The sequence below is a fragment of the Rhodoluna sp. genome (assembly GCF_049276775.1).
In the GTDB taxonomy this organism is placed as follows: domain Bacteria; phylum Actinomycetota; class Actinomycetes; order Actinomycetales; family Microbacteriaceae; genus Rhodoluna.
Genome location: NZ_JBASXC010000009.1, coordinates 1 through 22,969 on the forward strand (window position 1 = coordinate 1; position 22,969 = coordinate 22,969).

Consider the following 22,969-nt stretch of genomic DNA (forward strand, 5'->3'; position numbering starts at 1 on the left):
TAGCATGGCCTTAATAAAAGCTTTCTAGAAGAGCTGCGTCTACGGCCTGCTTGGTTTTTTACTAAGTTGGGACTCATGACAAAGGGCCTACCAAACGCAATCGGTCGAATTCGAATTGCCGACCTCAAGCCCGAAGTTGATGGCGGTCTTTTCCCCGCCAAGGCTTACCAGGGCGAGGTTATTCCGTTCGGAGCAACGGTGTTTCGCGAGGGCCACGACGCGGTCGGAGCAGAACTTATTCTGGTATCTCCAAGTGGAAAGACAACTAAAAAAAGGCTCGAGGAAAACTTTTCGGGAAGCGACTTTTTTGAAACCCGGGTCCAAATAGACGAGATTGGCACTTGGAGCTATCAAGTGCTCGGATTCGGAGATGACTTCGCGACCTGGCACCACAATGCGACGGTAAAAATTGCAATCGCTCAAGATACCGACCTCGTGATTCTGGAGGCTCTTTCGCTATTTTCCAATGCTTCGAAAGAAAAAAACCGCTCAAAGCATTCCCTGGCTCTAATAAAGCAGCTAATCCTAATTTTCGAAGACGTTTCTATTTCGGCCAAAGCCAAGCTCGCGGCGGTGGATAAGCCAGAAATGTTATCGATGTTTAAGCTGGAGCCAGTTCGTTCGCTGGAAACACTAAGTGCCAGTCGCGAGGTTCTAGCTGAGCGCAAGCTTGCTGGGTGTGGAAGTTGGTACGAGTTTTTCCCAAGGAGTGAGGGCGCTTCAAAAAACGCGGACGGTAGCATCACTTCCGGAAACTTCTCCACCGCGACTAAGTCACTGCAGCGGGTCAAGAACATGGGTTTTGAAGTTTTATACCTTCCACCGATTCACCCAATCGGTAGCGCCTTTAAGAAAGGCGCCAACAACTCACTGACTGCCCTAGATTCCGACCCGGGCTCCCCCTGGGCTATAGGTAGTCAAGCAGGTGGTCACGATGTGATTCACCCCGATCTTGGAAATGAAAAAGACTTTGCGGCTTTTGTCAAAGCCGCAAACAAACTGAGTATTGAAATAGCGATGGATTTTGCTCTTCAGGCCTCCCCCGATCACCCCTGGGTAAAAAAGCACCCGGAGTGGTTCACGACCCGAGCTGATGGTTCGATCGCTTACGCGGAGAATCCACCGAAGAAATACCAAGATATTTACCCGATTAATTTTGATAATGATCCGGAGGGCATCTATCAAGAGTCGCTGAGAATCTTGCTTAAGTGGATTGGCCTCGGAGTCAAGATCTTCCGGGTCGATAACCCCCACACCAAACCGGTGAATTTCTGGCAGCGCCTTATTGCCGAGGTGAACCTAAAAGACCCTGAGGTCATCTTTCTGGCCGAAGCATTCACAAGGCCAGCAATAATGCACACCCTAGGAAAGGCTGGTTTTCAGCAAAGTTATACCTACTTCACCTGGCGAAATACCAAGCAAGAGCTCGAAAGCTACCTGTCAGAACTTAGCTTTCAGACCGATAGTTTCTTTAGGCCAAACCTTTGGGTCACAACTCCAGACATATTGACCCCGTATCTTCAGTACGGGGGTCCAGCCGCGCATCGAATCAGGGCAGCTCTTGCCGCCACCATGGCCCCAAGCTTTGGAGTCTACGCAGGGTATGAGCTCTACGAGGCGGTGGCGAGACCTGGGGTTGATGAGCACATCGACAGCGAAAAGTACCAGTACAAGATTCGTGATTTTCAAGCCGCTGAGAAAAACGGGAAGTCACTTGCTCCATATCTCAAAAAACTGAACGAAATTCGAGCTTCTCAGCCAGCCCTCGGTCAGCTCAGAAATGTTTCAATTCATTACTCGGATGATTCAGAGATTTTGGTTTTTGCAAAACATCTGGAGGCTGAGTTCGCCGGTGGCAAACCAAACACCGTCATAGTTGTTGCAAACCTAGACCCGCACGCCGCTAGAGAAACCAACATCCATTTAGAGCTCTGGAAGCTTGGGCTTGAAGATCACAGCCCCTTCAAGGTGAGGGATTTAATCACCGGTGTTGAATTTACCTGGGGAAAGAGTAATTTTGTGAGATTAGATTCGTTCAGCGAGCCGGTACACATTCTCGAGGTCATCAGGTGACCCTACCCGCCCTTGATGAGGGTATCCTCGATCAAATCTCTCACGGCTCCTATGCTTTCCCGCACGATGTATTGGGCGTGCATAAAGTCGCGGACGGTTTTGTAATTCGAGCGCTTCGACCGCTGGCTAAATCGGTTACCGCTTTGCTGGTTGACGGCAAAGAACTTGCCCTTGAACATCTATACCGCGGTGTGTGGCAGGGATCGATAAAGACTTCCTCGGTTCCGGACTACAGAATAAAGACAATATACGAAGCTTCTTCTTCACCGTGGATAGCGGATGACCCCTACCGCCACCTTCCAACACTTGGTGAGCTCGACTTGCATCTAATTTCTGAGGGAAGGCACGAAAAACTTTGGGAGGTGCTGGGCTCTAGGGTAATCACCCTGAGTGGGTCCCTTGGCGATTCGGTAGGAACAGCCTTTGCCCTCTGGGCTCCGAATGCTCAGGCCGTAAGGGTGGTCGGAGATTTCAACCACTGGAGTGGTGGGGCTCACGCGATGCGAAACATGGGCTCCAGCGGGGTCTGGGAGCTGTTTGTTCCTGAAGTAGCCTCCGGAACTAAGTACAAGTACGAGATTCTTACCAAAGCTGGCCATTGGGTGTCAAAGATTGATCCGCTGGGTAAGTACTTTGAACACCCCCCGCTAACCGCCTCGATTGTTCACGAATCGACCCACCACTGGAGTGATCAAACCTGGCTTGAATCCAGAAGCCAACGCGACGCCTTGAAATCGCCAATGAGTGTCTATGAAATGCACCTCGGATCTTGGAGGCCGGGCCTTGACTACCGCTCACTCGCCGATGAGCTAATCGATTACCTGACAGACCTTTCATTCACGCACGTAGAATTCATGCCCGTGGCCGAGCACCCCTTCGGTGGCTCTTGGGGGTACCAGGTCACCGGTTATTTTGCTCCAACTTCCAGATTTGGTGACCCGGATGATTTCAGGTATCTGGTGGACCGGCTTCACCAGGCCGGTATTGGGGTAATCGTGGACTGGGTCCCGGCCCATTTTCCAAAAGACGAGTGGGCGCTTTCTAGATTTGATGGCGAACCGCTCTACGAACACGCTGACCCAAGACGAGGTGAACACCCGGACTGGGGAACACTAATTTTTGACTTTGGAAGAAACGAGGTAAGAAACTTTCTTGTCGCTAACGCGCTCTACTGGTTTGAACAGTTCCACGTCGATGGTCTCAGGGTCGATGCAGTTGCATCGATGCTCTATCTGGACTACTCGAGAGAAGATGGCCAGTGGCTACCAAATAAGTTCGGCGGACGCGAGAATCTAGACGCAATAAAGTTCCTGCAGGAAGTAAACGCGACCTGCTATCGCGAACACCCCGGCATCATGATGATTGCCGAGGAATCCACCAGCTGGGGTGGGGTATCTAACCCAACCGATGGCGGAGGATTAGGATTTGGGTTTAAGTGGAACATGGGTTGGATGCACGACAGCCTGGAATACGTTTCGAAAGATCCGATGTATCGCAAATATCACCACGGCGAACTGACTTTCTCAATGCTCTACGCCTACGACGAAAAATTTGTGCTGCCAATTAGTCACGATGAGGTAGTTCACGGCAAAGGCTCCATGGTCTCAAAGATGCCTGGCGATCATTGGCAGAAATTTGCCAACCTACGTGCCTACCTTTGCTTCATGTGGGCTCACCCGGGTAAGCAGCTTCTGTTTATGGGCCAGGAATTTGCTCAGGCCAGTGAGTGGAGTGAATCCCGCGGTCTTGACTGGTGGGCCCTTGACCAGCCTGCCAACCGAGGCATCCAAGACTTGGTTAAAAGCATGAATAGGCTCTACTTGAAGCACCAGGCTCTCTGGGAGCTTGACCACGAACCGTCCGGATTTAGCTGGATTGACGGTGGAAATGCCGATGCCAATTTGGTGAGCTTTGTAAGAAAGGACTCGAAGGGCGATCTGCTGGTCGCGGTAATTAATTTCTCAGGAGGCCCGCACCACGACTTTGTACTGGGTCTTCCCGAAGCGGGCGACTGGGAGGAGATTCTAAATACCGACTCGGAAAGCTTTGGAGGATCCGGAGTTGGAAACTTTGGTCTGGTTCAGGCTCTTGGCGGCTCGGCTCAAGGCCAACCACACTCGGCCAGAGTTTCCGTTCCACCACTTGGTGGCATATGGCTTAGGCCTAAAAAAGCAGCAGGCTGAGCGATTTTCGAGCCTGGATAACTTCAGGCTGGTCGTTCCCAACCACCAGGAACATTTCCACAATTCGAAGTCTGATTGGCTCCCTGGCATCCTTCGCAGTTTTTTCAAATAGTCCAAGCAACAGCTTGAATCCAGTCTCGGCCATACCGGTTGCAATTAGTGCATCTGCTTTCAAGAGCAGAGCTTCATCACTTGAATCCTCTGACGCTGCCAAAGCGGCCAGGTCTTTGCCCTCGAGTCGAATTAGTAGCTTAACCTGAGCCAAACCGGCCTCTGCTAGAAAATCACTCGGGTTTTCCAAAAGAGCTTTCTCATAAAGAGCAAGAGCTCCCTGATAGTCAGCCCCATCAATTGCATCGTAGGCTAACAAAACGGTCGGGCTTGGCTCTGCCTCTTTGGGAACATCTTTTACCACTGCCCTGGAAGTTAGTCCGTTTTCTTTAGCCACTTCCAAAACCTTGGTGATGATGTGTTGAATTTGCTCCATCGGTTGATCGCCAACAAAAAGCGGCGCGGGCTGACCCTTAAGGATTCCTAGAGCACTGGGTATCTCGGTTAATTCAAAAGCCTGAGCCAACTCCGGTGAGGCTGCCACATCAACCACGAGAGCTAATACCTGACCTGCTGCTTTTTCAATTAGAGACTTCATAGAGCGCTGGAGGTTCTGTGATGCCTCATCGCTAGCTTGGACAAAAACCAGGATGATTGGCAGCTTGTCAGACAGCGCCAGATAATCTCTTATTGAAGCCGCGTCAACTTCTAGCACCAGGGCCGGAACATTAATTTCCCCGGCGGGTTTGCCTAATTTTCCAAAGTCAATTGTCATCTAGAGCGCCCTAATACTCAGAAGGGATTGGGTGGCACCCAAGAGAGTGACCCTGCCTTCGTTGGTTGCAGCTGGGACGTAAAACAAAAGCATCCCCCCGTACTTGGTCCTTACCCCCTCGGCGCTTCCCTCCACTCCTAGAAGCAGAAGTTCGTCACCCGTCACTGTGACGGCAGCATTCGCCCTGGTCGGCCTAATCAGGTAATTGTCGGTCATCATCACAGCAACCAGAGCTCCTGAATCACTGGTTGAGAGCGAGATGACATTTTCGTCCCCCAGCTCGTGAGTGAAGGTTATCTCAGCTCGGCGAAGACGCTCAATCTGCTCCTGTTGGCTGGTTGAAATCTGCTCGTAGTACTCATCGCCCTCTAAGTTAAAGAGGTTGTAAAACTCGCTAGCCTCGCCTTTGTCGATGACGTCACCGAAGGCGTTGGGAAGTTGGATCGGCGAGATTCTTAGGAAAAGTGAATCCCTTTCAACTGGAATCGCTCCGACTTCGGCCGAGGCAACTGCTGGAATCTCGGATCCAGGAAGTAGTGGGATGTTGTACCAGAGCTTGTATTTCTCCCTGGGGCTCTGCTGTTGCAGAACTAGCATCTGTGGAAGCTCCCCTGCGCCGTCACCTTCTGTCACGATCATGAACGATCGAGGCCAGGCGTTCGTGGCCGCTGGCAGTGTAATGGAAATAGCTGATCCTGAAATTGGAGGAAGGGGCAAGATGTCCGAAGACTTCGACATCAGCTCGTAGTGCGCCTCCCGGAACAGAAGAGCTGGGCCCGCTACTCGATCCGCAAGGATGTCTAAGTCTCCCGACTCATCGGCCTGCGCTACAACTTGCTGAAGCTCGCGCAGAATTTTTCTAACTTGAGAACTTTTTACAACTGGAGGAATCTCTTCAATAGCCGAGGACGGCGATGACTCAGTCGGGCTAGGAGTTGCAACTGGAGTAGGCTCAGCTGCACAACCAACAAGAGAGAATGTTAAGGCGATTCCAACCGGCACAAGGGCAATCTTCGACCTTGCTGATCTTCTCCCTCGTTTTGGAAGATCCAGCGGAGCCTTTTTCGGTCGGTATTTTGGCCCCTGCGGAGCCTTGGGAAGCTTACGTCTCGGACCCCTATTGATGAGCATCTTCCGAAGTGCCAGAAGATTCAAAACGATTGCGGCGAATAAGAAACCTGAGCCAACTGCCAGAAAAACGTCCGAGATAACAGTCGAGCTTGCAATTGGCCAGGAGATGCGAACTCGGCTAGGAGCTGCTTCAAATCCATCACTAGCAATAAGGACCGCCAGATTCTCACCGGTTGGTACCTGAACCTCGGCAAATCCCTCGCCGAGGGCTTCACCTACCCACAGATCAGAACCGGCCGGGTTAGCAAAGTCGCTGGTTCCAACTACCTCGCGGACCCCCAAAGCCAAACCATCATCTGAGGTGACGGACCGGAAGTGACTGGAAAGGCCAATCCAGGCGTTAACGTCACTTTCTCGTCCCACCGCAATAAAGACCTGGTCGCCACCATAGGAGCTCACAATCGGATCCCCGGGTATGAGGGCTAGCTCCTGAGCAGGAACGACGACGTAAGGCTGCCCGCTCGAGATTGATAGATTTACTGAAAAATTATCCGGGGCTGCCCAGATGGTTCGCTGGGCCACCCCGAGCAAAAGTAGTGAAATGGCGAGGATAAACAGTAGGGCTGCCAGCAAAAAGCGCATGATTATCCATTCCAGCTAAACTTGTGAGTCGGGCCTAAGCGCCCCACCCATTCTACGTAAAAAGCTGCAGGAGGCCCGATTTGTCAGGCGAAGATACCTCTTTCCCCACTGCTCTGCGCGGCTACTCAAAAACAGCCGTCAATGACGCCTTTTTAGACCTAAATCGCGATGTCTTGAGACTCTCGACCCAGAATGCACAGCTGGCCGACGAGCTCAAGCAAGCCAAACTTCAAATTCAACAACTTTCGGCCAAGCTCGAAGAAGTTCAGTCACCGACATATGCCGGATTGGGCAATCAGGCGGCGATTATTCTTGCCTCCGCAGAGGACCAGGCCACCAGGTTGCTGGCTCATGCAGAGAGTGAAAAAAGCCGAATTCTCGGAAGCATCAACGAAGAAGTCGAGACTCGAAAAAGTGAAGCTAAGGACTACTACGACTCCTTAGTTGCCGAGGCGGACAGGCGCGTCGAGCGCATCATCAACTCCGCTCGAGGTGAGGCAAATGAAATTCTTGAAAGGGCTCGAAACGAAGGTAGTCGACTTATTGAGGAGGCTACCCGGGAATCTGGATCCATTCGTGGCGAGATTGCAACCGAGGTTGCCAAGCTTCGAGCAGACACCAAACGTCAGACCGAGAGACTAAAGGCGATGGTGGAGAGAGAACTTTCGGAGAAAAAGCTTTTTCTCCAAAAAGATATGGTTCGAGAGATTGACGCCGAAAAAGCAGCGCTGCTGATTGGCGATCAGGCCAGAATCGATTTGGAGCTCGAACTCACTGCTAGAAGATCTGAAGCCGAAGAGGAATACCTTCGTAAGCACCAGGAAGCGGTTCATCAGACCCAGAAGTATCTTGACGCTGCAAAATCTCAGCTTCAGGCGGCGATTGCCAGAACAAACGCGGCTCAGCTCGAGGCCGAGACCATTGAGTCCGCGGCTCGCTCAATCAACAAACAAACTACTGACGCTGCGAATCTTCAGGCCGAGCAAGCCATCGCCCTTGCCGAGGCCGAGGCTAGGCAGCTTATTGCAGATGCAAAAACTCAAGCAGCTAGAGAGTTGGATGTGGCAAACGCCAAGCTTGCCAAGCTGGAAATTGAGCGGCGCACCGTAGGCTCGTATCTAGAGCACCTTGAAAAAGTTGTCGAGGCCTCGAAGAAATCACTCGACTAGGTAGGGAGTTGACAAATGGCAATCCAAAATATGAAACTCACAAATGCCTTCACCCTCGGATTATTCGGTGGACTTGGAGTCCTAACCGCACTTTTGCTGGGAGGTGCCCTGACCACCCTGGCCAATGTTCTAACCTATGTATTTGCAGCTATTTTCTTGGCTCTTGGACTAGACCCACTGGTCTCGGCTCTCGAGCGCAGTAAGTTTCCAAGACCGCTAGCGGTCCTAGCGGTGGCAGTTGTCCTCCTGTCCTTTATCGCCTTACTGGTTTGGACCATGGTTCCAACCCTGATCACTGAGGGAACAAAGCTCATAGAGACCGCACCGGCGCTGCTAAGACAAATTACTGAGCTGGCATTTGTAGTTTCACTAGATGAGCAGCTCGGTGGCGCCATTAGCTCGGCGTTGCTAAACGCCAGCGGATTTCTAGCCGACTCCAGCAATTGGCCCGTCATGTTGGGTGGCGTGGTCCAGGTGGGCATAAGTTTCTTCACCGGAGTCTTCGGCTTCATCGTGATTTTGGTCCTGACCGTGTTTTTCTTGGCTTCACTGTCATCTCTGAAGAATTCGCTATCAAAGCTTGTTCCTAAAAGTAAGCGTGACCGTTACGTTCAGATTACCGACCAGGTTTCAAAATCTGTCGGCCGCTACGTGATAGGTCAGGTTTCTGTTTCTGCCCTGAACGCAGTTCTGGGCTTTATCGTGATGAGCCTAGTTGGACTTCAGTTTGCTCTAGTTTTAGCTTTTGTCGTCTTCCTATTGGCAATCATCCCACTTGTTGGTTCGATCTCTGGAGCTATTTTGGTGGTTGTAGTTGCACTGGCGGTTGACCCAGGAACCGCATTGATTCTTGCGATTTACTACCTGATCTATCTCCAGCTCGAGGCTTACTTGATTAGCCCAAGAGTTATGAAGGTTGCAGTATCAGTTCCCGCTCCTGTAGTTGTGATTGCGGCTTTATCCGGAGGTGCTCTCCTTGGTGTCCTGGGTGCCCTGGTAGCGATTCCTTTTGCGGCTTCAATAATTTTTGTAATTCGCGAGCTGTTTATTCCGCGACAAAACGCCCGCTAATAACTTTCCGGAAGTGGATACTTAATCGGGTTCACAGCCTTAACAATTTCATTGAGAACACGCCTGGTTGAATTCTCCCCAACCCAGAGATGCTTGGCGTCGTCCACGTAAATCATCTCGGCTTCCGGTAATACACTGAAGCGCTCGGCAGCTGGCCCCGGTGGCAGAAAATCATCGTGCTCTGGGATAAGTGCAATCAATCTCTTGCCTGATCCAATCCATTTTTCAAGATCGGTCTCTTTAGCTCTGTGGAGCGGTGGAGAAAGCAGAATTGCCCCTGCAATCTCTTTATCAAAGCCGTATTTGATTGCAAGCTCTGTTCCAAAAGACCAGCCGACCAACCAGATTGGTCCGGTTTCCTGGGTCCCTAGGAAGGCAAGCGCTGCCTCCAGGTCTTTTTCCTCTTCGATACCATCACCGAAAGAGCCTTCACTGGTACCGTGCGGGCTCGTTGTTCCTCTTGTGTTAAAACGTAAAACCGCAACCTCTGCCAGAGCGGGGAGTCGGTTAGCGGCCTTTCGAAGAATATGGGAGTCCATAAAGCCACCATGAGTGGGTAGCGGGTGAAGTGTCAAAAGTGTTGCCACTGGCGCGACCGAGACAGGGGTGGCAAATTCCGCCACTAGCTTTAGATTGTCTGAGGTTGTGAGCTTTGTTGCCAGCCTGTTGGATGGAAGTTCCGTCGAGGAGGTTATTTCAATCAAAGCAGCGGCCCTTGAAATGCCTTCCAGCAGGCGTTGTGAAAGTGCCTTCTGGTTTCTACGCCTCTCACCGAATCCCAGGCAACGGTGTGATTTTGCCCTTTTGAGATTGCCTGATTGCAGTGCGGGCACACCCAGCTTTTGTCATCTTCCGCTTTTTGACCCGTGGTGGTTTGCACCGAGTATTCCACTCCGCGCTTTAGCTCTGTTCGCTTGACCCCTATACGGACTCTGTCTAAATCCAAAGGCTGATACTCTGCGCCCCACTTTGACTCTTTACCTCTACGACTTTTCATTTAGTACCAGTTGTGCTCTTCTGAGTGCGCCCATGCATTGCAGGGCAGCTTATACCTAGCCGCGATGTACTTCACTCCCCAACGAATTTGTGTTTCGGGGTTTGTCATCCAGTCCGCACCCTCGGTAGCCATCTTGGAACCTGGAAGCGATTGAGGAATTCCGTAGGCTCCACTTGAAGGGTTCTTAGCCAGATGCCGCCAGTTTGACTCTCTGTTCCAAAGATTCACGAGACAAGAGAACTGATCCATTCCCCAGTCGCGCTTACTTATGTACTCAAGTGCGTAGGCCTGAACTGAACCCTCTTCTGGCATGGCGGCGGCAAGTACGAAATAACTCTTTGCTGCGGTTCCCGAAATCATTCGGTAGCCACCGCGCTCAAAACTTACGGAGAACTCTTCGTCGAATGCAAAGCTCTGACTCTGCCCATCGGCAGGGTCGTAAACCTGAATTGTTGATGCGCTTGCTAGGTTTCCCGAATAGGGATCAACTACGTAAACCAAAGTGAGGCTAACGGCAAACACAAAACCCAAAACCGGAAAAGATTTGGCCTTCGTGACTCTTGGAAGGTGAGGCCGAGAGAGCGAATGCCTGGCTAAAAACGCATCAAAGGAAATTACCATTCGCTTCGCAAGGGGTGGCCTGATAACTTCGTACTTGCCCACGGTCAAACCCCTTCCAATAAATTTTTGCCAGCGACCTTCAAGTGTACCTTGAGAGTTCCGAGAGAGCTAGGCTCGACCTCAGCGGGGCAGGCTCTGCTCAGGACAAGAGCTTAGGATGCGTGCGATTATGTCGCGCTCGGCCTGAGTCACCCAAAGGGCATACTTGCCCTTAACGGCAACCTGTCTTGCCACAAATGAACACCTGAAGCCCTTATTTGAGGGCAGCCAGCTGGCTGCGTCCGAATCACTTTTTTGACTATTGGCAGGACCCCACACCGCCAAAAGATTTAGCGGGTCGTTGTAAAAAGAAAAGCGCTGATTGGCAGAAAGCTGCTGAGCTCCTTTCTGCCAAGCGTCGCTTAGGGACACCACGTGGTCGATTTGAACATCGAGCGAGGTTCTAACCCCACGCTGAAACCCAATTACCTGGCCGGTGAACGGATCATTAAGCACACCCGTTTCAACAATGCAGTTCGAGCCCGTCCGGTACTCAATCTGAACTAAATCACGAGACAGGATTTGATTCCTGATGTCGCAACCATTTATAGTTTGCCAACCCGATGCAAAAAGCTCCCTGGCGTATCCAGTTTTTGGAGCTCTGCCTTTGACTGGGATTGCAGCTAGGGCTTGGAGTGCTTCACCCGGAACCTGCTCGTCCTGCTGCTGTTGCGCCTCTGAATCTGAAGCTGGCTCTGGAGTTCTGACGGGGGCTTTATCCGGGCTTGCAACTGGGCTCTGCACCGTAGGCTCAGTAGATTCATTTTCTAGCTCTAAGTTTTCCGGTGCTTCGGTTGAGACCTCGCTTGCCGTTGGTGAAGGCGTGGAAACCGGAGTGGGATCGTCGTCAGAACCAAAAAATGTCCCGTAGATTAGCGCCGAAATTACAAAGACAGAAATCCAGCCAGTTTTACTCAGTGATTTCAAGCTGCAGGGCCTCAATTACTCGATCTAGAAATCCGTCTACTTGGGGCATTGAGTAACCAGCACGATTAGCACTGAATTGAGCACGCCTAACCTGAGACACCCTAACCCTCGGACCCCCACTAAAGTGAGCCATTAGTGAATCGCAAAGCTCATCGACTTTATTTTTGTCGTAGCCTCGGGCAAGAACGGAAACTCTGGCAAAGCGTTTTTTGCGTTCACGTCGGAGTCTGGGAATCAAAGATTGCTGCAGTTCCTCATACCGCTTGGCAAGCTCCTGGTCGCCAAAGCGCTCCCTAAAGGCTTTGACTTCAGTTTGAATGAAATGATCCTCGAGGTTATCCAGTGCCGCATCTACCTGAGAAACTGAGTACCCGCCGCTCACTAAATCGATCCTCAACCCTCTGAGGTCTGATGCACGAAGCAGTACCTCGTCAGGACTTTCGTACTGACGCTTTGCAAGTTCTAAAAGCGCATCCACCTGCTCTGGGTTGTAGCCCATACCCTGAACCCTTGAAAAGCCGGGAGAATCAGGCAAAGAAAATCACCATCACTAAATAAGTCATGAGAGCTGAAGGTAGCAAGGAATCAAGTCGGTCCATCAACCCGCCATGGCCCGGCAAGAGTTTTGACATGTCTTTCATACCCAGATCTCGCTTGATGAGAGATTCAGCTAGGTCGCCAAACACCGACGATAGGATAACGCCCGCCGCCAGAACCAAACCGATCCACCAGGAGCCACCGAGTAAGTAGACGGTACATACAACCGCGGTCGCCGTTCCAAAGACTATGGAGGCTAACAAGCCCTCCCAAGTTTTTTTTGGACTCACGCCTGGCGCCAGCTTGTGCTTGCCAAAAACTCTGCCAAATAGGTAACCTGCCGAATCAATCAGGCCTACGGTTGCAACAAATGTAAGAACCCACCACTGACCATCCTCAGGGCGCCTGAGCAGAAGCATGGAGAAAGAAAGTGAAAGTGGAAGGTAGATAACCAAAAAGGCTGCAGCACCAAAGTCCCTGATAGTTCGAAGAAAAGTCTGGAAGTTTGCTTTCCTTCTCTCCCAAAGAAGATGAACCGTTCGCCACAAAATTAGGGCCGCCACAATTCCCAGACTTACCAGCCACTGAATGACGGGGCCACCGAAATAGGTGGCCGGCATGATGATAACTGAACCAACGACGGCAGGAACCCTCGGCACATACCAACCCTTGGTGCGAAGAGCCGTTGATAGCTCCCAGGCGCCAATTGCTGTTGCAACTATGGCGAGCAGAATGAAAAGCTCTTTGTAAATCAAGACTGAAGCTAGAAATAGGGCCGCCAGAAGGAGCCCGACCACTACCGACTTTGATAGCGATCTCCCAGCCGGCGCACTTACCTCGGACACTTTAGCTTTATACCTCGAGTAGTTCGGCTTCTTTGCGCTTCAGAGCTTCATCGATAGCGTCAACATGAGATTTGGTCAGATTATCTAGCTCTTTTTCAGCGCGAGCTAACTCATCGTCACCGGCCTGACCATCTTTTTTCAATGCGTCTAGGTCGTCATTTCCCTTACGACGAATATTCCGAACTGAGACCCTGTGGTCTTCCGCCTTGGTCTTTACGAGTTTCACGTATTCTTTTCTGCGATCCTCGGTCAGCTCAGGCAGGCTGACTCGAATCAAAGTTCCATCATTGGTTGGGTTAGCACCCAAGTTAGGAACTTCACGAATCGCCTTTTCAATGCCGGCAAGTGCACCCTTGTCGTAAGGGGTAATCACGATGGTGCGAGCCTCAGGGTTTTGAAGCGAGGCCAACTGGGCAAGAGGCGTCATGGTTCCGTAGTAATCAACCATAATCTTCTGGAACATCTGTGGGTTGGCGCGGCCAGTTCGAACGGTTGCAAAGTCATCCTTGGCGGATTCGACCGCTCTGTCCATCTTCTCGGCGGAGACTTTCAGGATGTCCTCAATCATTTGGTGCCCTCTTTCTTTGTTTTATCTAAAACCTAAGCTGTGACGGTGGTGCCAATTTTCTTGCCCTTGATGGCATCTGTCACATTTCCCTTACCCTGCATGCCAAAAACCCGCATTGGCATCTTGTTGTCCATGCAGAGTGAGAACGCGGTAGCGTCAACCACCTTCAGTCCTTGAACCAGGGCTTCCTGGTATGTAAGCTTCTCGAGCTTTTTGGCGTCTGCGTTCTTCTTTGGATCAGATGAGTAAACGCCATCAACTCCGTTTTTGGCAACCAACACTTCATCTGCCTTGATTTCTAGGGCGCGTTGAGCCGCAACGGTGTCGGTTGAAAAGTATGGAAGTCCAGCGCCAGCTCCAAAAATCACTACGCGACCTTTTTCTAGGTGGCGAATCGCTCGAAGTGGAATATAGGGTTCGGTGACCTGAGACATCGTGATTGCCGACTGCACACGCACGCTCACTCCGGCTTGCTCCAAAAAATCCTGCAGCGCGAGTGCGTTCATTACGGTGCCGAGCATTCCCATGTAGTCGGCTCGGGATCGTTCCATACCCCGCTGGGACAATTCTGCGCCGCGGAAGAAGTTTCCTCCTCCAACTACGATTGCCACCTCCGCTGACTTGGCACCTTCGGCAATTTCTTTAGCTAATTCGGCAACCACATCCGGATTGACTCCGACGGTTCCACCACCGAAGGCTTCTCCAGATAGTTTCAACAAAACTCTGCGTCGTTTTAGCGGCACGGTACATCCTCCAAAGGGTTCTTTTCCTAGTCTAGGCGGGCACAGAAAAAGACCCGGCCCCGAGGGGGCCGAGTCTTTTGTCTTTCAATTACTTAGGCTCCTACGCGGAACCGTAAGAAGGCCGAAACCTTGGTGTTGGACTGATCCAAGACCTTCTGAACGGAAAGCTTGTTGTCCTTGGCGAAGTCCTGCTCCAACAGAACGTTCTCCTTGAAGAAACCGTTCACACGGCCCTCAACGATTTTAGGCAGTGCCGCTTCTGGCTTGCCTTCATTCTTTGCGGTCTCTTCAGCGATACGACGTTCGCTGTCTACGGTCTCGGCTGAGATTTCCTCGCGGGTTAGTACAGATGGGCTGAACGCTGCGATGTGAACTGCAACGTCGTGAGCGGTCTCAGCGTTTCCATCAAAGGCAACCAAAACGCCAACCTGAGGCGGCAAATCCTTTGAGGTGCGGTGAAGGTAAGCATCTACCGCTACATCGGATACCGATGCGACGCGACGTAGTTCAACTTTTTCACCCAGTACTGCAGCTTCGTCGTTGATTGCGTCGGCTACGGTCTTGCCATTGAGAGTTGCGGCCAGGCTCGAATCTAGGTCCTTGGCGCCTGCAGCAACAATCGCGTCACCAATTTCCTCACCGAGAGCAACAAAGCGCTCAGCCTTTGCAACAAAGTCTGTCTCGCACGCAAGCTCGATTAGGTAACCGGTTCCACCAGAAACTCGAGAGACGATTAGACCATTGCTGGTTGTTCTTCCCTCGCGCTTGGAGATTCCCTTTAGTCCCTTTAGACGCAAAACTTCGAAGGCCTTTTCAATGTTTCCTTCGGCCTCGTCTAGGGCTGACTTGCAGTCCATCATTCCAGCACCGGATTTTTCCCGAAGTGCCTTTACGTCTGCTGCTGTGTAGTTAGCCATGAATTACGCCTTCTTCTCTTCGGTAGCTGCCGGAGCTGCTGGAGCTTCGGTGACTTCCTTGCCCTGCTCTAGAAGCTCGCGCTCCCATTCAGCAAGTGGCTCAGCTTCTGCCTCTGGCTTGGAGTGACGAGCGATTAGTCCCTCAGCAACTGCGTCTGCGATGATTCGAGTAAGAAGCTGAATTGATCGAATTGCGTCATCGTTTCCTGGAATACCGAACTGAACATCGTCAGGATCACAGTTCGTATCCAAGATTCCAATTACCGGAATACCGAGCTTCTTAGCTTCGGTAATTGCGAGGTGCTCCTTGTTGGTATCAACAACCCAGATTGCGGAAGGAGTCTTGGTGACGTTTCTAATTCCACCGAGTGACTTCTCTAGCTTGTCTTTCTCGCGACGAAGGATCAGTAGTTCCTTCTTAGTTAGACCCGACTTCGAAGCGTCAGCGAAGTCCATGGTCTCAAGTTCCTTCAGACGTGCAAGACGCTTGCTTACAGTCTGGAAGTTAGTTAGCAGTCCACCAAGCCATCTCTGGTTAATGTATGACTGGCCGACGCGAAGGGCTTCGGTGGCAATTGCTTCCTGAGCTTGCTTCTTGGTACCAACAAATAAAACGGACCCGCCGGCTGCGACGGTGTCCTTTACGAATTGGTAGGCGTTGTCAATCATCGCAAGCGACTGCTGTAAGTCGATGATGTAGATGCCGGAGCGATCGGTGAGGATGTATCTTTTCATCTTCGGGTTCCAGCGTCTGGTCTGGTGTCCGAAGTGTACGCCGCTGTCGAGCAGCTGACGGGTGGTTACGACTGACATATGAGTCGAACTTCCTTTCGGCGCAACGAATGCGCCCACTCAGTTAATGGTTTATGGCGGTTGCCAAGAAACCCCTGGTGCCGGATTTTTCCCACAAGCCCGTTAGGGCCACTGAGTGAGAACTATCTTGGTCGGCACGCGAAGTCGACATTTTCAAAATCTAGGATTTTTAACGAGAATGTCGCTAAACAAAAGCATACCAGCGAAGCCGGGGGCAAAAAAGACCTAAGATTTCTCCACAACCTGACTAAAAGCCCCACAATCTGGCTCCTGAAGCCACAGATTAGAGCTGTGATTGACCCAGAGCGCATGGCCACCCTTCAGCTAGCTAGTTTCTTGGTGCTCGCGCTGGCCTGGCAAACACCCGCGCCAAGCCTGGGAAGTGAACAGGTATTGACCACTCCGGTGGTTGGGTCTTCGCTAATTAATAGCTATCGCCAATCCGAAACCGAGTATTCAGCAGGTCACCGCGGCGTCGACTACGAAGTAGAGCTCGGTCAGGGAGTCTTCGCTCCAGGTAATGGTCAGGTTCACTTCGTTGGCAAAGTAGTTAACAGGCAACTGATTTCTATTTCCCACGAAGGCGGGCTCCTTAGTGCGTTCGAGCCGGTTTGCTCACAGCTCCAATTGGGAGATCAGGTTGCAAAGGGTGACCTGATTGGTGAAATCTGTGAAGCAGAGGATAGCTACCAGCCCCACTGCGAAGATATGTTTTGTCTGCACTTCTCGATTCGTAGAAACGGACAATACCTCTCGCCGCTCTGGTTCACCGGTGAGCTAAGTCCCTCTCGACTACTTCCGTGGGTGGATCCGGATGAGCTTTAGGCCCTGGGGTGAGCTTTCAGATATCCCTGCTTGAGACGGTCCACCGAGACGTGGGTGTAGATCTGGGTGGTAGCCAAAGATGAATGTCCGAGGAGTTCTTGAACGGCTCGAAGATCAGCTCCCCCGTCCAGTAGATGGGTTGCTGCCGAGTGACGCAGGGCATGCGGTCCAGCCTGACCAACCGCGGTGTCTGCGAGAAGCTCCGCAACCAGTGCATAGACCTGCCGAACCCCAACTCTTTTACCACGCGAGGTAATCAAAAGTGCGTTCTTGCTGACCTCATTTTCAAACTGAATACGTCCCTCACGAATCCATAGGGCAAGTGCATCACTTGCCGGATCACTGTATGGAACCATGCGCTGTTTATTTCCCTTACCGGTGACTCGAAGAATCTTTCGACCGTAATCAATGTCTTCCAGGCCTAGCCCAACTAGCTCGCTTACCCTAATTCCGCTTCCGTAGAGGAGTTCAACAATAAGAAGATCTTGAATTGCAGCCGGGTTATCTCGAACGGCGAGCGGTTCAAGCCTCTCGAAGATACCCGCCATTGCCTCACGCGAAACCACCTTGGGGAGTGTTCTGGATGCTTTCGGGGAACGAAGCTTTAGACCCGGGTCTGACGAAATTTTGTTTTGCTTATGTAACCATGCTGTGAAGGCCCTGGCAGCGGCTGATTTTCTAGCGAGTGTGGTTTTGGTCAAACCTTTTTCACTTACTCTCCAGAGCCAATCGCGAAGAAGTTCAAGGTCAAGATCTTCAATCTCGTTCTGGCTCTTACTTTCCATAAAGGATTGCAAGTCTGAAACATCTGATACGTAGGCCTTGACCGTGTTCGGAGAAAAACCCTTGCCCACGCTTAGCTCAGAGGCAAACTCCTCAAGCAGGTAGGAAAACTCAGTTGGCATATTTCAAAGCGTAATGGACCTCTCCTTTGTTGTTGCGGTCTTCAATCACGTGGTTTTGTATCTTTAGCTCATGAAGCGCGAGCGATAGCTCGGAGTTTGTGAGCCCGGCACCCTTGGCAATTTCTAGTCTTGTTGGATAGCCGATTTCACGAATGGCATCACGGGCCCGTTTCGCAAGGGCACTCTCCATCGCACCTGACGATTCATCTTGAGATCCGGTCGCGAAAAATTTCAGATCATTCAATACCTCGGCCCGACCGTCGGCGATCAGGGCATTGGTTCCTAGGGAGCTACCAGACAAGACTGAGCCGGGGACAGCAAAGAGCGCTCTGTCTAGTTCAAGAGCATTATTGGCAGTTCTAATCGAACCTGAACGAACTCCCGCCTCAACAACGACCGTTGTTGGGGTCAGAGCAGCAATCAATCTGTTGCGTTGCAAAAACCTCCATCGGGTCGGTGCTACCCCCGGCGGAAGCTCACTAACCAGAGCGCCCTGCGCTTTGATTTTTTGAAACATTGCAAAGTTTGCCCTGGGATACTTTCGATCCAATCCCCCCGCCATGACTGCAATTGTTGGAAGACCCAGCTCAATGCTTGATTGATGCGTGTGCGAATCAATTCCTATTGCACCTCCAGATACGGTTGGGCGCGATAATACCGCTAGCTGCTGGACTAACAAGTTGGTCACCTGCTTGCCATAGGGGGTGCAGGCTCTAGATCCAACAATTGAAACTCCTTGCTGAAGCTGACCGAGCGATGAGCGCTCTCCCTCGATGAATAACATCGCTGGAGCCGCGTATTGGAGATCATCCAAACCGGCTGGCCAGAACTTATCCGAGGGAGTCAAAAGTACAAGCCCCAGAGCCTTACTGTGCTCAAACAAATGAATCAGACGAGATTTTGAAAGCCTGGGCAGCCAGCGCTGCCTTGAATCAGAAAGTGTCGACTCCAAATCACCGAAGCTTTGGCGAAGCGAATCAATTGACGACAGCTCGGTCAATGCCCTCAACACAGCGCGGGTCTCGAGCCCGTCTACCAGAAGACCCAGAAGGGCGAGTCTGTCTAAGTGCCCAGCTAGGGCTCCAGCCATACGGTCACCGGGTTCAGTCACCATAGAAAGAGTCGCTGAGGAAACTAACTCAAGGGCTAGATCTTTTGAGTAACCAGAGTGCTGGAAGGCTTCGGTTAGTTCCCTAAGCTCTTGGTCCGAGAGGATTTGTGGTTTGGGCATGCCCAAACTCTTGCAAGAAACTTATTGGATTTGAAAGGAAATTAATAAGCTGTGGAGAGCTACTCGCCTACCGCTAGCTCTTTTGGAAGTTCGTAGGCTTTGCCGGATAGCTCTTCGACGTTCACGTCTTTGAAGGTCAGCACCCTTACCGACTGGACAAAGCGATCGGTGCGGTAGATATCCCACACCCAAACATCTGACATGTTCAGCTCGAAGTAAAAATCCGCCGAAGTATCAATGCGCTTTAGCTCAACCTCGTTGGCCAGGTAGAACCTGCGCTCGGTCTCGATTACGTATTTGAACGTGCCAACAACATCCCGATACTCGCGGTATAGCGCGACCTCGGCCTGTCTGTCGTAGTCTTCGTACTCGTTCTCTTCCATGTTTTTCTAGTCTATTCCCGCTCTAGGCCAGAATCCTAGTCAGCCAGGTAAGCCTGTGGATTGGGCTCGGTCCATGGGCCCTAAGGGCCTCGATGTGCTTGGCTGAGGCGTATCCCTTGTGCCCAGCGAAGCCATATTCGGGGTAATCCAGATCCTGAAGTTCCATCAATGCATCACGCTTTACCTTGGCCAGGACGGCCGCACAAGCAACCGAGACGCAAGTGGTATCAGCTTTGACCTGAAGATCGACTTCTAATCCTGCAGCTTGTTTACCTAGCCAATTTTGTGAGCCATCGAGCAATATCACTCCACCTTGGTTTGCGAGCTCTGAACGCAGCGAGCCTTTAGAAAACAATTCAGCGAGGGCGCGCGCTGCTGCCATTTTTAGCGCTTCACTGATTCCGGATTCATCAATTTCCTGATTTGTAGAATAGCCAACCGCGTAACTTTCAATCCAAGTCTCCAAGGGAGCCGTTATTTCGGCTCTTGATTTTGGGGTCATGAGCTTCGAATCCTGCAGTTTTTCTGGCCAGGAATTCAGATTGGGGTTTTGTTTATCGATAAGCGATACGCCAACGGCTACCGGTCCAGCAATTGCTCCCCGACCAACCTCGTCAATTCCGATCACGAAGCGATTGCCGCGCTCGAAGAGCTTCGACTCAGTTTGAAGGGTTGGGTACGTTTTTGAAGACATCGGGGTAATTATCCAGTAGCTTCCAATTATCGAACGGCCAGCTAATTACGAAGGCTCTACCAACGACCCATTCGTTTGACACGAATCCCCTACTTGGTAGGTCCCCGTGGAACCTGGAGTCCTCGCTGTTGCCTCGGTTGTCTCCCAACACCCAGAGAGAGTTTTTTGGAACCGTGACATCAAACTCAAGACTCGATGGCGCCTGTCCAGGAGCTAAGTAGTCGGTCTCGCTAATTGGGACGCCGTTCACGGTGATTAGACCCTCGGCATCGCAGCAAATGACTCGATCACCCTCGGTGCCAATGACGCGCTTCACCAGGTGCAATTTGCTATCCGGTGCCGTGATGCCAAATGCCGATAGGAACCAGTCCACGGTCACGACAACCGGATCGGTTGGCTCGTCAAAAGCGGGACCGAGCCAGCCGCCAGGGTCTTTGAACACAACTACGTCACCACGCTCGATGGGATAAATAGCGGGGGTCAATTGATTGACAATGATGCGATCGTCAATCTGTAGGGTTTCCAGCATCGAACCGGAGGGTATAAAAAAGGATCGAATCAGGAAAGTCTTTATAAGAAGTGAAAGTACAAGTGCCGCACCTAGAACTACTACCAGGTCAATCAGGAAAGCAACGAAGAAGTTTCTACGAATTCGACGAATCTTCCTTCGTCGATTACTGCCTTTTCTTCTGGGCCGAATTGGCTCGCTAGCTTGGGTCCTGTCTCTCACGCTCTAATACGCTCCGCGACAAAAATCTAAACGTTGTCGCGCTTTTCGCGAATCTTTGCCTTCTTACCGCGAAGATCGCGTAGGAAGTAAAGCTTCGCACGGCGGACCTGGCCGCGGGAGACTAGCTCAATTTTGTCGATAACTGGAGAGTGAAGTGGGAAAGTTCTCTCAACACCAACCTGGAAGCTTATTTTTCTAACGGTAAAGGTTTCGCGAATTCCTTCGCCCGAGCGGCGAATTACGATTCCCTGGAAAACCTGAATACGTGAGCGGCTACCCTCAATGATGTTTACGTGGACCTTGATTGTGTCACCGGAGCGAAACTCTACGATGTCGGTCTTGAGTGAAGCCTTGTCTACTGAATCTAGAATGTGCATTTTGTGTCGCTTCCTGTTTTTAGCACGCAGGTCAAAAACATAAATTGAATGGTGTTTTGCTTAATTTCGCCTTTTCTCCCCTGCGGCAGAGTCAATTGCTTTAGGCGAAGCTCCTATATTGCCACAGTTTTGGGCCATTAGGCAACCGCGTTAGGGAAGTAGCTCTGGTCTAACCTGCTCGGTTCGCTCTAAAGCCTTGCCTTTTCGCCACTTTGCTATCTCGGCGTGATTGCCACTTAGTAGCACTTCGGGGACCTGCATGCCTCGCCAGTTGGCAGGTTTGGTGTAGCTCGGGTACTCCAAAAGCCCCTCGGAGTGAGACTCTTCGGTCAAAGACTCGGCATTTCCGATTACCCCCGGAATCAACCTTGCGATGGCCTCGATCATTGCAACAGCGGCAACTTCCCCGCCGTTCAAGACATAGTCGCCAAGACTAATCAAACGGACCTTGGCAATCGAGCCTGCGTAATCAACAACGCGCTGATCGATTCCCTCGTACCTACCGCAGGCAAAAACTAGGTGCTTTGCCGAGGCCAGCTCCTTGGCGGTGGCTTGCTTGAAAAGCTCTCCGGCCGGGGAGGGAAAAATGACAATTGTCTCTGAGTCAACTAGTTTGTCTAGGGCCTGGCCCCATGGCTCGGCCTTCATCAGCATTCCCGCACCGCCACCGAATGGTGTGTCGTCTACGGTTTTGTGCTTATCGTCGGTGAAGTCACGAAGATTATGGATGTTTACACTAAGTATGTCTTGCGCCTTGGCTTTGCCCAGGAGGGAGATATCCAAGACCTGAAAGAAATCAGGAAAGATGCTGACTGCATCAATTCTCATCTTTGGCCCCGCCCTCCTGGTTTACCTCAAAGAGTCCATCGGGTGGAGCAAGCCTTAGCTGACCAAGGGCCACATCCACCTCGGGGACAATTTGCTTGACGAATGGAACTAGTACCTCACCGTTTGAGGTCTCGATGGCCAGAAGGTCCTGAGCCGGAAGGTGATCCACTCGGGTCACAGTTCCAACGGACTCTTCTCCAACTATGGCTTTTAGCCCAACTAGCTGGTGGTCATACCAAGCCTCTGGCTCTTCCGGAAGAGCATCGGCCTCGGTTTCAATCAGAAGAATTGCCTTGATTAGGGTCTCAGCTTTTGATCGATTGTCGATACCTTCTAGAAATAGCACCGGTGATTGGTTATAAAACCTAAGCTCCGAAACAGTTATGGTCTTGCCAAACCATTCGGAGGTTTCAGGAACTTGAAGTTCGAGTATTTGACCGGGCTTAAATCGCTGGTCTGGACTATCGGTATAGAGCTCTAGCTTGATGGCGCCCTTTAAGCCGTGGGCTTTGACCAAACGGCCAACCCTCAGCTTGGTTTTGCTAGAAATCGCTGTCCACCACATCAACGCGAATCTTCCTGCCATCGGCAAGAGCGTTGACCAGGGTGCGAAGTGCCTTAGCTGTTCGGCCGCTTCGCCCGATTACCCGACCCAGATCATCTGGGTGAACGTGAATCTCAAGAAGATCTCCTCTTGAGGTCGAACGTTCGGTGACGGATGCATCGTCGGGATTATCGACGATGCCCTTCACTAGGTGCTCGAGCGCAGCGGCTAACATTTTTTTGTTTACGCCTCTGGCTTCGGCTCTTCGGCAGTCTCTGCTGCAGGAGCTTCTTCAGCTGGTGCTTCGGCAGCGGGTGCTGCTTCCTCGACTGGAGCTTCTGCTGCTGGAGCTTCTGCAGCTGCCTCTACAACTTCTGCAGCGGCCTCAACTGGAGCCTCGGTTGCCTCTG

At 51.5% G+C, this 22,969-nt stretch carries 26 protein-coding genes; 5 read left to right on the forward strand and 21 right to left on the reverse strand.

What is annotated here, in order from left to right:
• Positions 1-75: 75 nt before the first annotated feature.
• Entirely contained in the window at positions 76-2,073 is a 1,998-nt protein-coding gene (locus tag WAO31_RS00445) for a maltotransferase domain-containing protein (protein ID WP_509588934.1), read from the forward strand.
• On the forward strand, positions 2,070-4,256 hold the full coding sequence (gene glgB / locus WAO31_RS00450) for a 1,4-alpha-glucan branching protein GlgB (RefSeq protein ID WP_509588936.1): 2,187 nt from the start codon (positions 2,070-2,072) through the stop codon (positions 4,254-4,256). The genes WAO31_RS00445 and glgB overlap by 4 nt, the downstream gene beginning before the upstream one ends.
• Here glgB and WAO31_RS00455 read toward each other — a convergent pair.
• Together WAO31_RS00455 and WAO31_RS00460 are read right to left on the reverse strand one after the other, a co-directional pair.
• Positions 4,237-5,082, reverse strand: coding sequence for a tetratricopeptide repeat protein (locus WAO31_RS00455; protein ID WP_509588938.1), 846 nt, complete (start codon positions 5,080-5,082; stop codon positions 4,237-4,239). The genes glgB and WAO31_RS00455 overlap by 20 nt on opposite strands.
• Positions 5,083-6,795 carry a DUF8094 domain-containing protein gene (locus WAO31_RS00460; RefSeq protein ID WP_509588940.1) on the reverse strand — a complete coding sequence of 571 codons (1,713 nt, stop codon included), beginning with the start codon at positions 6,793-6,795 and terminating at the stop codon, positions 5,083-5,085.
• 80 nt (positions 6,796-6,875) lie between these two features.
• On the opposite strand from WAO31_RS00460, the gene WAO31_RS00465 reads away from it, so the two are divergent.
• Both WAO31_RS00465 and WAO31_RS00470 read left to right on the forward strand, forming a co-directional pair.
• Entirely contained in the window at positions 6,876-7,964 is a 1,089-nt protein-coding gene (locus tag WAO31_RS00465) for a DivIVA domain-containing protein (protein WP_509588942.1), read from the forward strand.
• Positions 7,965-7,979: 15 nt separating this feature from the next.
• Entirely contained in the window at positions 7,980-9,035 is a 1,056-nt protein-coding gene (locus WAO31_RS00470; protein ID WP_509588944.1) for an AI-2E family transporter, read from the forward strand.
• On the opposite strand, the gene WAO31_RS00475 is transcribed toward WAO31_RS00470, so the two are convergent.
• From WAO31_RS00475 to rpsB, 10 genes are all read right to left on the reverse strand, one after another.
• Positions 9,032-9,736 (reverse strand): alpha/beta hydrolase, encoded by a 705-nt coding sequence (locus WAO31_RS00475; protein ID WP_509589013.1) that lies wholly within the window; start codon positions 9,734-9,736, stop codon positions 9,032-9,034. The genes WAO31_RS00470 and WAO31_RS00475 overlap by 4 nt on opposite strands.
• Entirely contained in the window at positions 9,736-10,032 is a 297-nt protein-coding gene (locus WAO31_RS00480; RefSeq protein ID WP_509588946.1) for an Rv1322 family protein, read from the reverse strand. Before WAO31_RS00480 ends, WAO31_RS00475 begins: the two co-directional genes overlap by 1 nt.
• A complete protein-coding gene (locus WAO31_RS00485) occupies positions 10,033-10,695 on the reverse strand; it encodes an aggregation-promoting factor C-terminal-like domain-containing protein (RefSeq protein WP_509588948.1) in 663 nt (220 codons plus the stop codon).
• 78 nt (positions 10,696-10,773) lie between these two features.
• Positions 10,774-11,619, reverse strand: coding sequence for a GmrSD restriction endonuclease domain-containing protein (locus tag WAO31_RS00490; protein WP_509588950.1), 846 nt, complete (start codon positions 11,617-11,619; stop codon positions 10,774-10,776).
• Positions 11,603-12,154, reverse strand: coding sequence for a DivIVA domain-containing protein (locus tag WAO31_RS00495; protein ID WP_509588952.1), 552 nt, complete (start codon positions 12,152-12,154; stop codon positions 11,603-11,605). The genes WAO31_RS00490 and WAO31_RS00495 overlap by 17 nt, the downstream gene beginning before the upstream one ends.
• Entirely contained in the window at positions 12,147-13,001 is an 855-nt protein-coding gene (locus WAO31_RS00500) for a phosphatidate cytidylyltransferase (protein ID WP_509588954.1), read from the reverse strand. The genes WAO31_RS00495 and WAO31_RS00500 overlap by 8 nt, the downstream gene beginning before the upstream one ends.
• A 7-nt stretch (positions 13,002-13,008) precedes the next feature.
• Complete coding sequence (gene frr / locus WAO31_RS00505) at positions 13,009-13,569, reverse strand: ribosome recycling factor (RefSeq protein ID WP_509588956.1); 561 nt, start codon at positions 13,567-13,569, stop codon at positions 13,009-13,011.
• Between the two features lie 32 nt (positions 13,570-13,601).
• A complete protein-coding gene (gene pyrH / locus WAO31_RS00510; RefSeq protein WP_509588958.1) occupies positions 13,602-14,312 on the reverse strand; it encodes a UMP kinase in 711 nt (236 codons plus the stop codon).
• Positions 14,313-14,404: 92 nt separating this feature from the next.
• Positions 14,405-15,229, reverse strand: a complete 825-nt coding sequence (gene tsf, locus WAO31_RS00515) for a translation elongation factor Ts (RefSeq protein WP_509588960.1) — start codon at positions 15,227-15,229, stop codon at positions 14,405-14,407.
• Positions 15,230-15,232: 3 nt separating this feature from the next.
• Complete coding sequence (gene rpsB, locus WAO31_RS00520; RefSeq protein ID WP_509588962.1) at positions 15,233-16,042, reverse strand: 30S ribosomal protein S2; 810 nt, start codon at positions 16,040-16,042, stop codon at positions 15,233-15,235.
• Between the two features lie 291 nt (positions 16,043-16,333).
• Here rpsB and WAO31_RS00525 point away from each other — a divergent pair, with 291 nt between their 5' ends.
• Positions 16,334-16,867 (forward strand): M23 family metallopeptidase, encoded by a 534-nt coding sequence (locus WAO31_RS00525; RefSeq protein ID WP_509588964.1) that lies wholly within the window; start codon positions 16,334-16,336, stop codon positions 16,865-16,867.
• Here the strand turns inward: WAO31_RS00525 and WAO31_RS00530 are convergent.
• From WAO31_RS00530 to WAO31_RS00570, 9 genes are all read right to left on the reverse strand, one after another.
• Complete coding sequence (locus WAO31_RS00530) at positions 16,864-17,772, reverse strand: tyrosine recombinase XerC (RefSeq protein WP_509588966.1); 909 nt, start codon at positions 17,770-17,772, stop codon at positions 16,864-16,866. The genes WAO31_RS00525 and WAO31_RS00530 overlap by 4 nt on opposite strands.
• Positions 17,762-19,003 carry a DNA-processing protein DprA gene (dprA, locus tag WAO31_RS00535; protein WP_509588968.1) on the reverse strand — a complete coding sequence of 414 codons (1,242 nt, stop codon included), beginning with the start codon at positions 19,001-19,003 and terminating at the stop codon, positions 17,762-17,764. Before dprA ends, WAO31_RS00530 begins: the two co-directional genes overlap by 11 nt.
• A 59-nt stretch (positions 19,004-19,062) precedes the next feature.
• Positions 19,063-19,386: a DUF2469 family protein gene (locus tag WAO31_RS00540; RefSeq protein ID WP_509588970.1), complete on the reverse strand. Its 324-nt coding sequence runs from the start codon at positions 19,384-19,386 to the stop codon at positions 19,063-19,065.
• 22 nt (positions 19,387-19,408) lie between these two features.
• Positions 19,409-20,080, reverse strand: a complete 672-nt coding sequence (rnhB, locus tag WAO31_RS00545) for a ribonuclease HII (RefSeq protein ID WP_509588972.1) — start codon at positions 20,078-20,080, stop codon at positions 19,409-19,411.
• Positions 20,046-20,810, reverse strand: a complete 765-nt coding sequence (gene lepB / locus WAO31_RS00550) for a signal peptidase I (RefSeq protein WP_509588974.1) — start codon at positions 20,808-20,810, stop codon at positions 20,046-20,048. The genes rnhB and lepB overlap by 35 nt, the downstream gene beginning before the upstream one ends.
• Before the next feature lie 26 nt (positions 20,811-20,836).
• Entirely contained in the window at positions 20,837-21,187 is a 351-nt protein-coding gene (rplS, locus tag WAO31_RS00555; protein WP_509588976.1) for a 50S ribosomal protein L19, read from the reverse strand.
• Positions 21,188-21,337: 150 nt separating this feature from the next.
• Entirely contained in the window at positions 21,338-22,015 is a 678-nt protein-coding gene (gene trmD / locus WAO31_RS00560; RefSeq protein WP_509588978.1) for a tRNA (guanosine(37)-N1)-methyltransferase TrmD, read from the reverse strand.
• Positions 22,005-22,601 (reverse strand): ribosome maturation factor RimM, encoded by a 597-nt coding sequence (rimM, locus tag WAO31_RS00565; protein ID WP_509588980.1) that lies wholly within the window; start codon positions 22,599-22,601, stop codon positions 22,005-22,007. The genes trmD and rimM overlap by 11 nt, the downstream gene beginning before the upstream one ends.
• Positions 22,558-22,794 (reverse strand): RNA-binding protein, encoded by a 237-nt coding sequence (locus tag WAO31_RS00570; protein WP_509588982.1) that lies wholly within the window; start codon positions 22,792-22,794, stop codon positions 22,558-22,560. The genes rimM and WAO31_RS00570 overlap by 44 nt, the downstream gene beginning before the upstream one ends.
• Positions 22,795-22,969 lie beyond the last annotated feature (175 nt).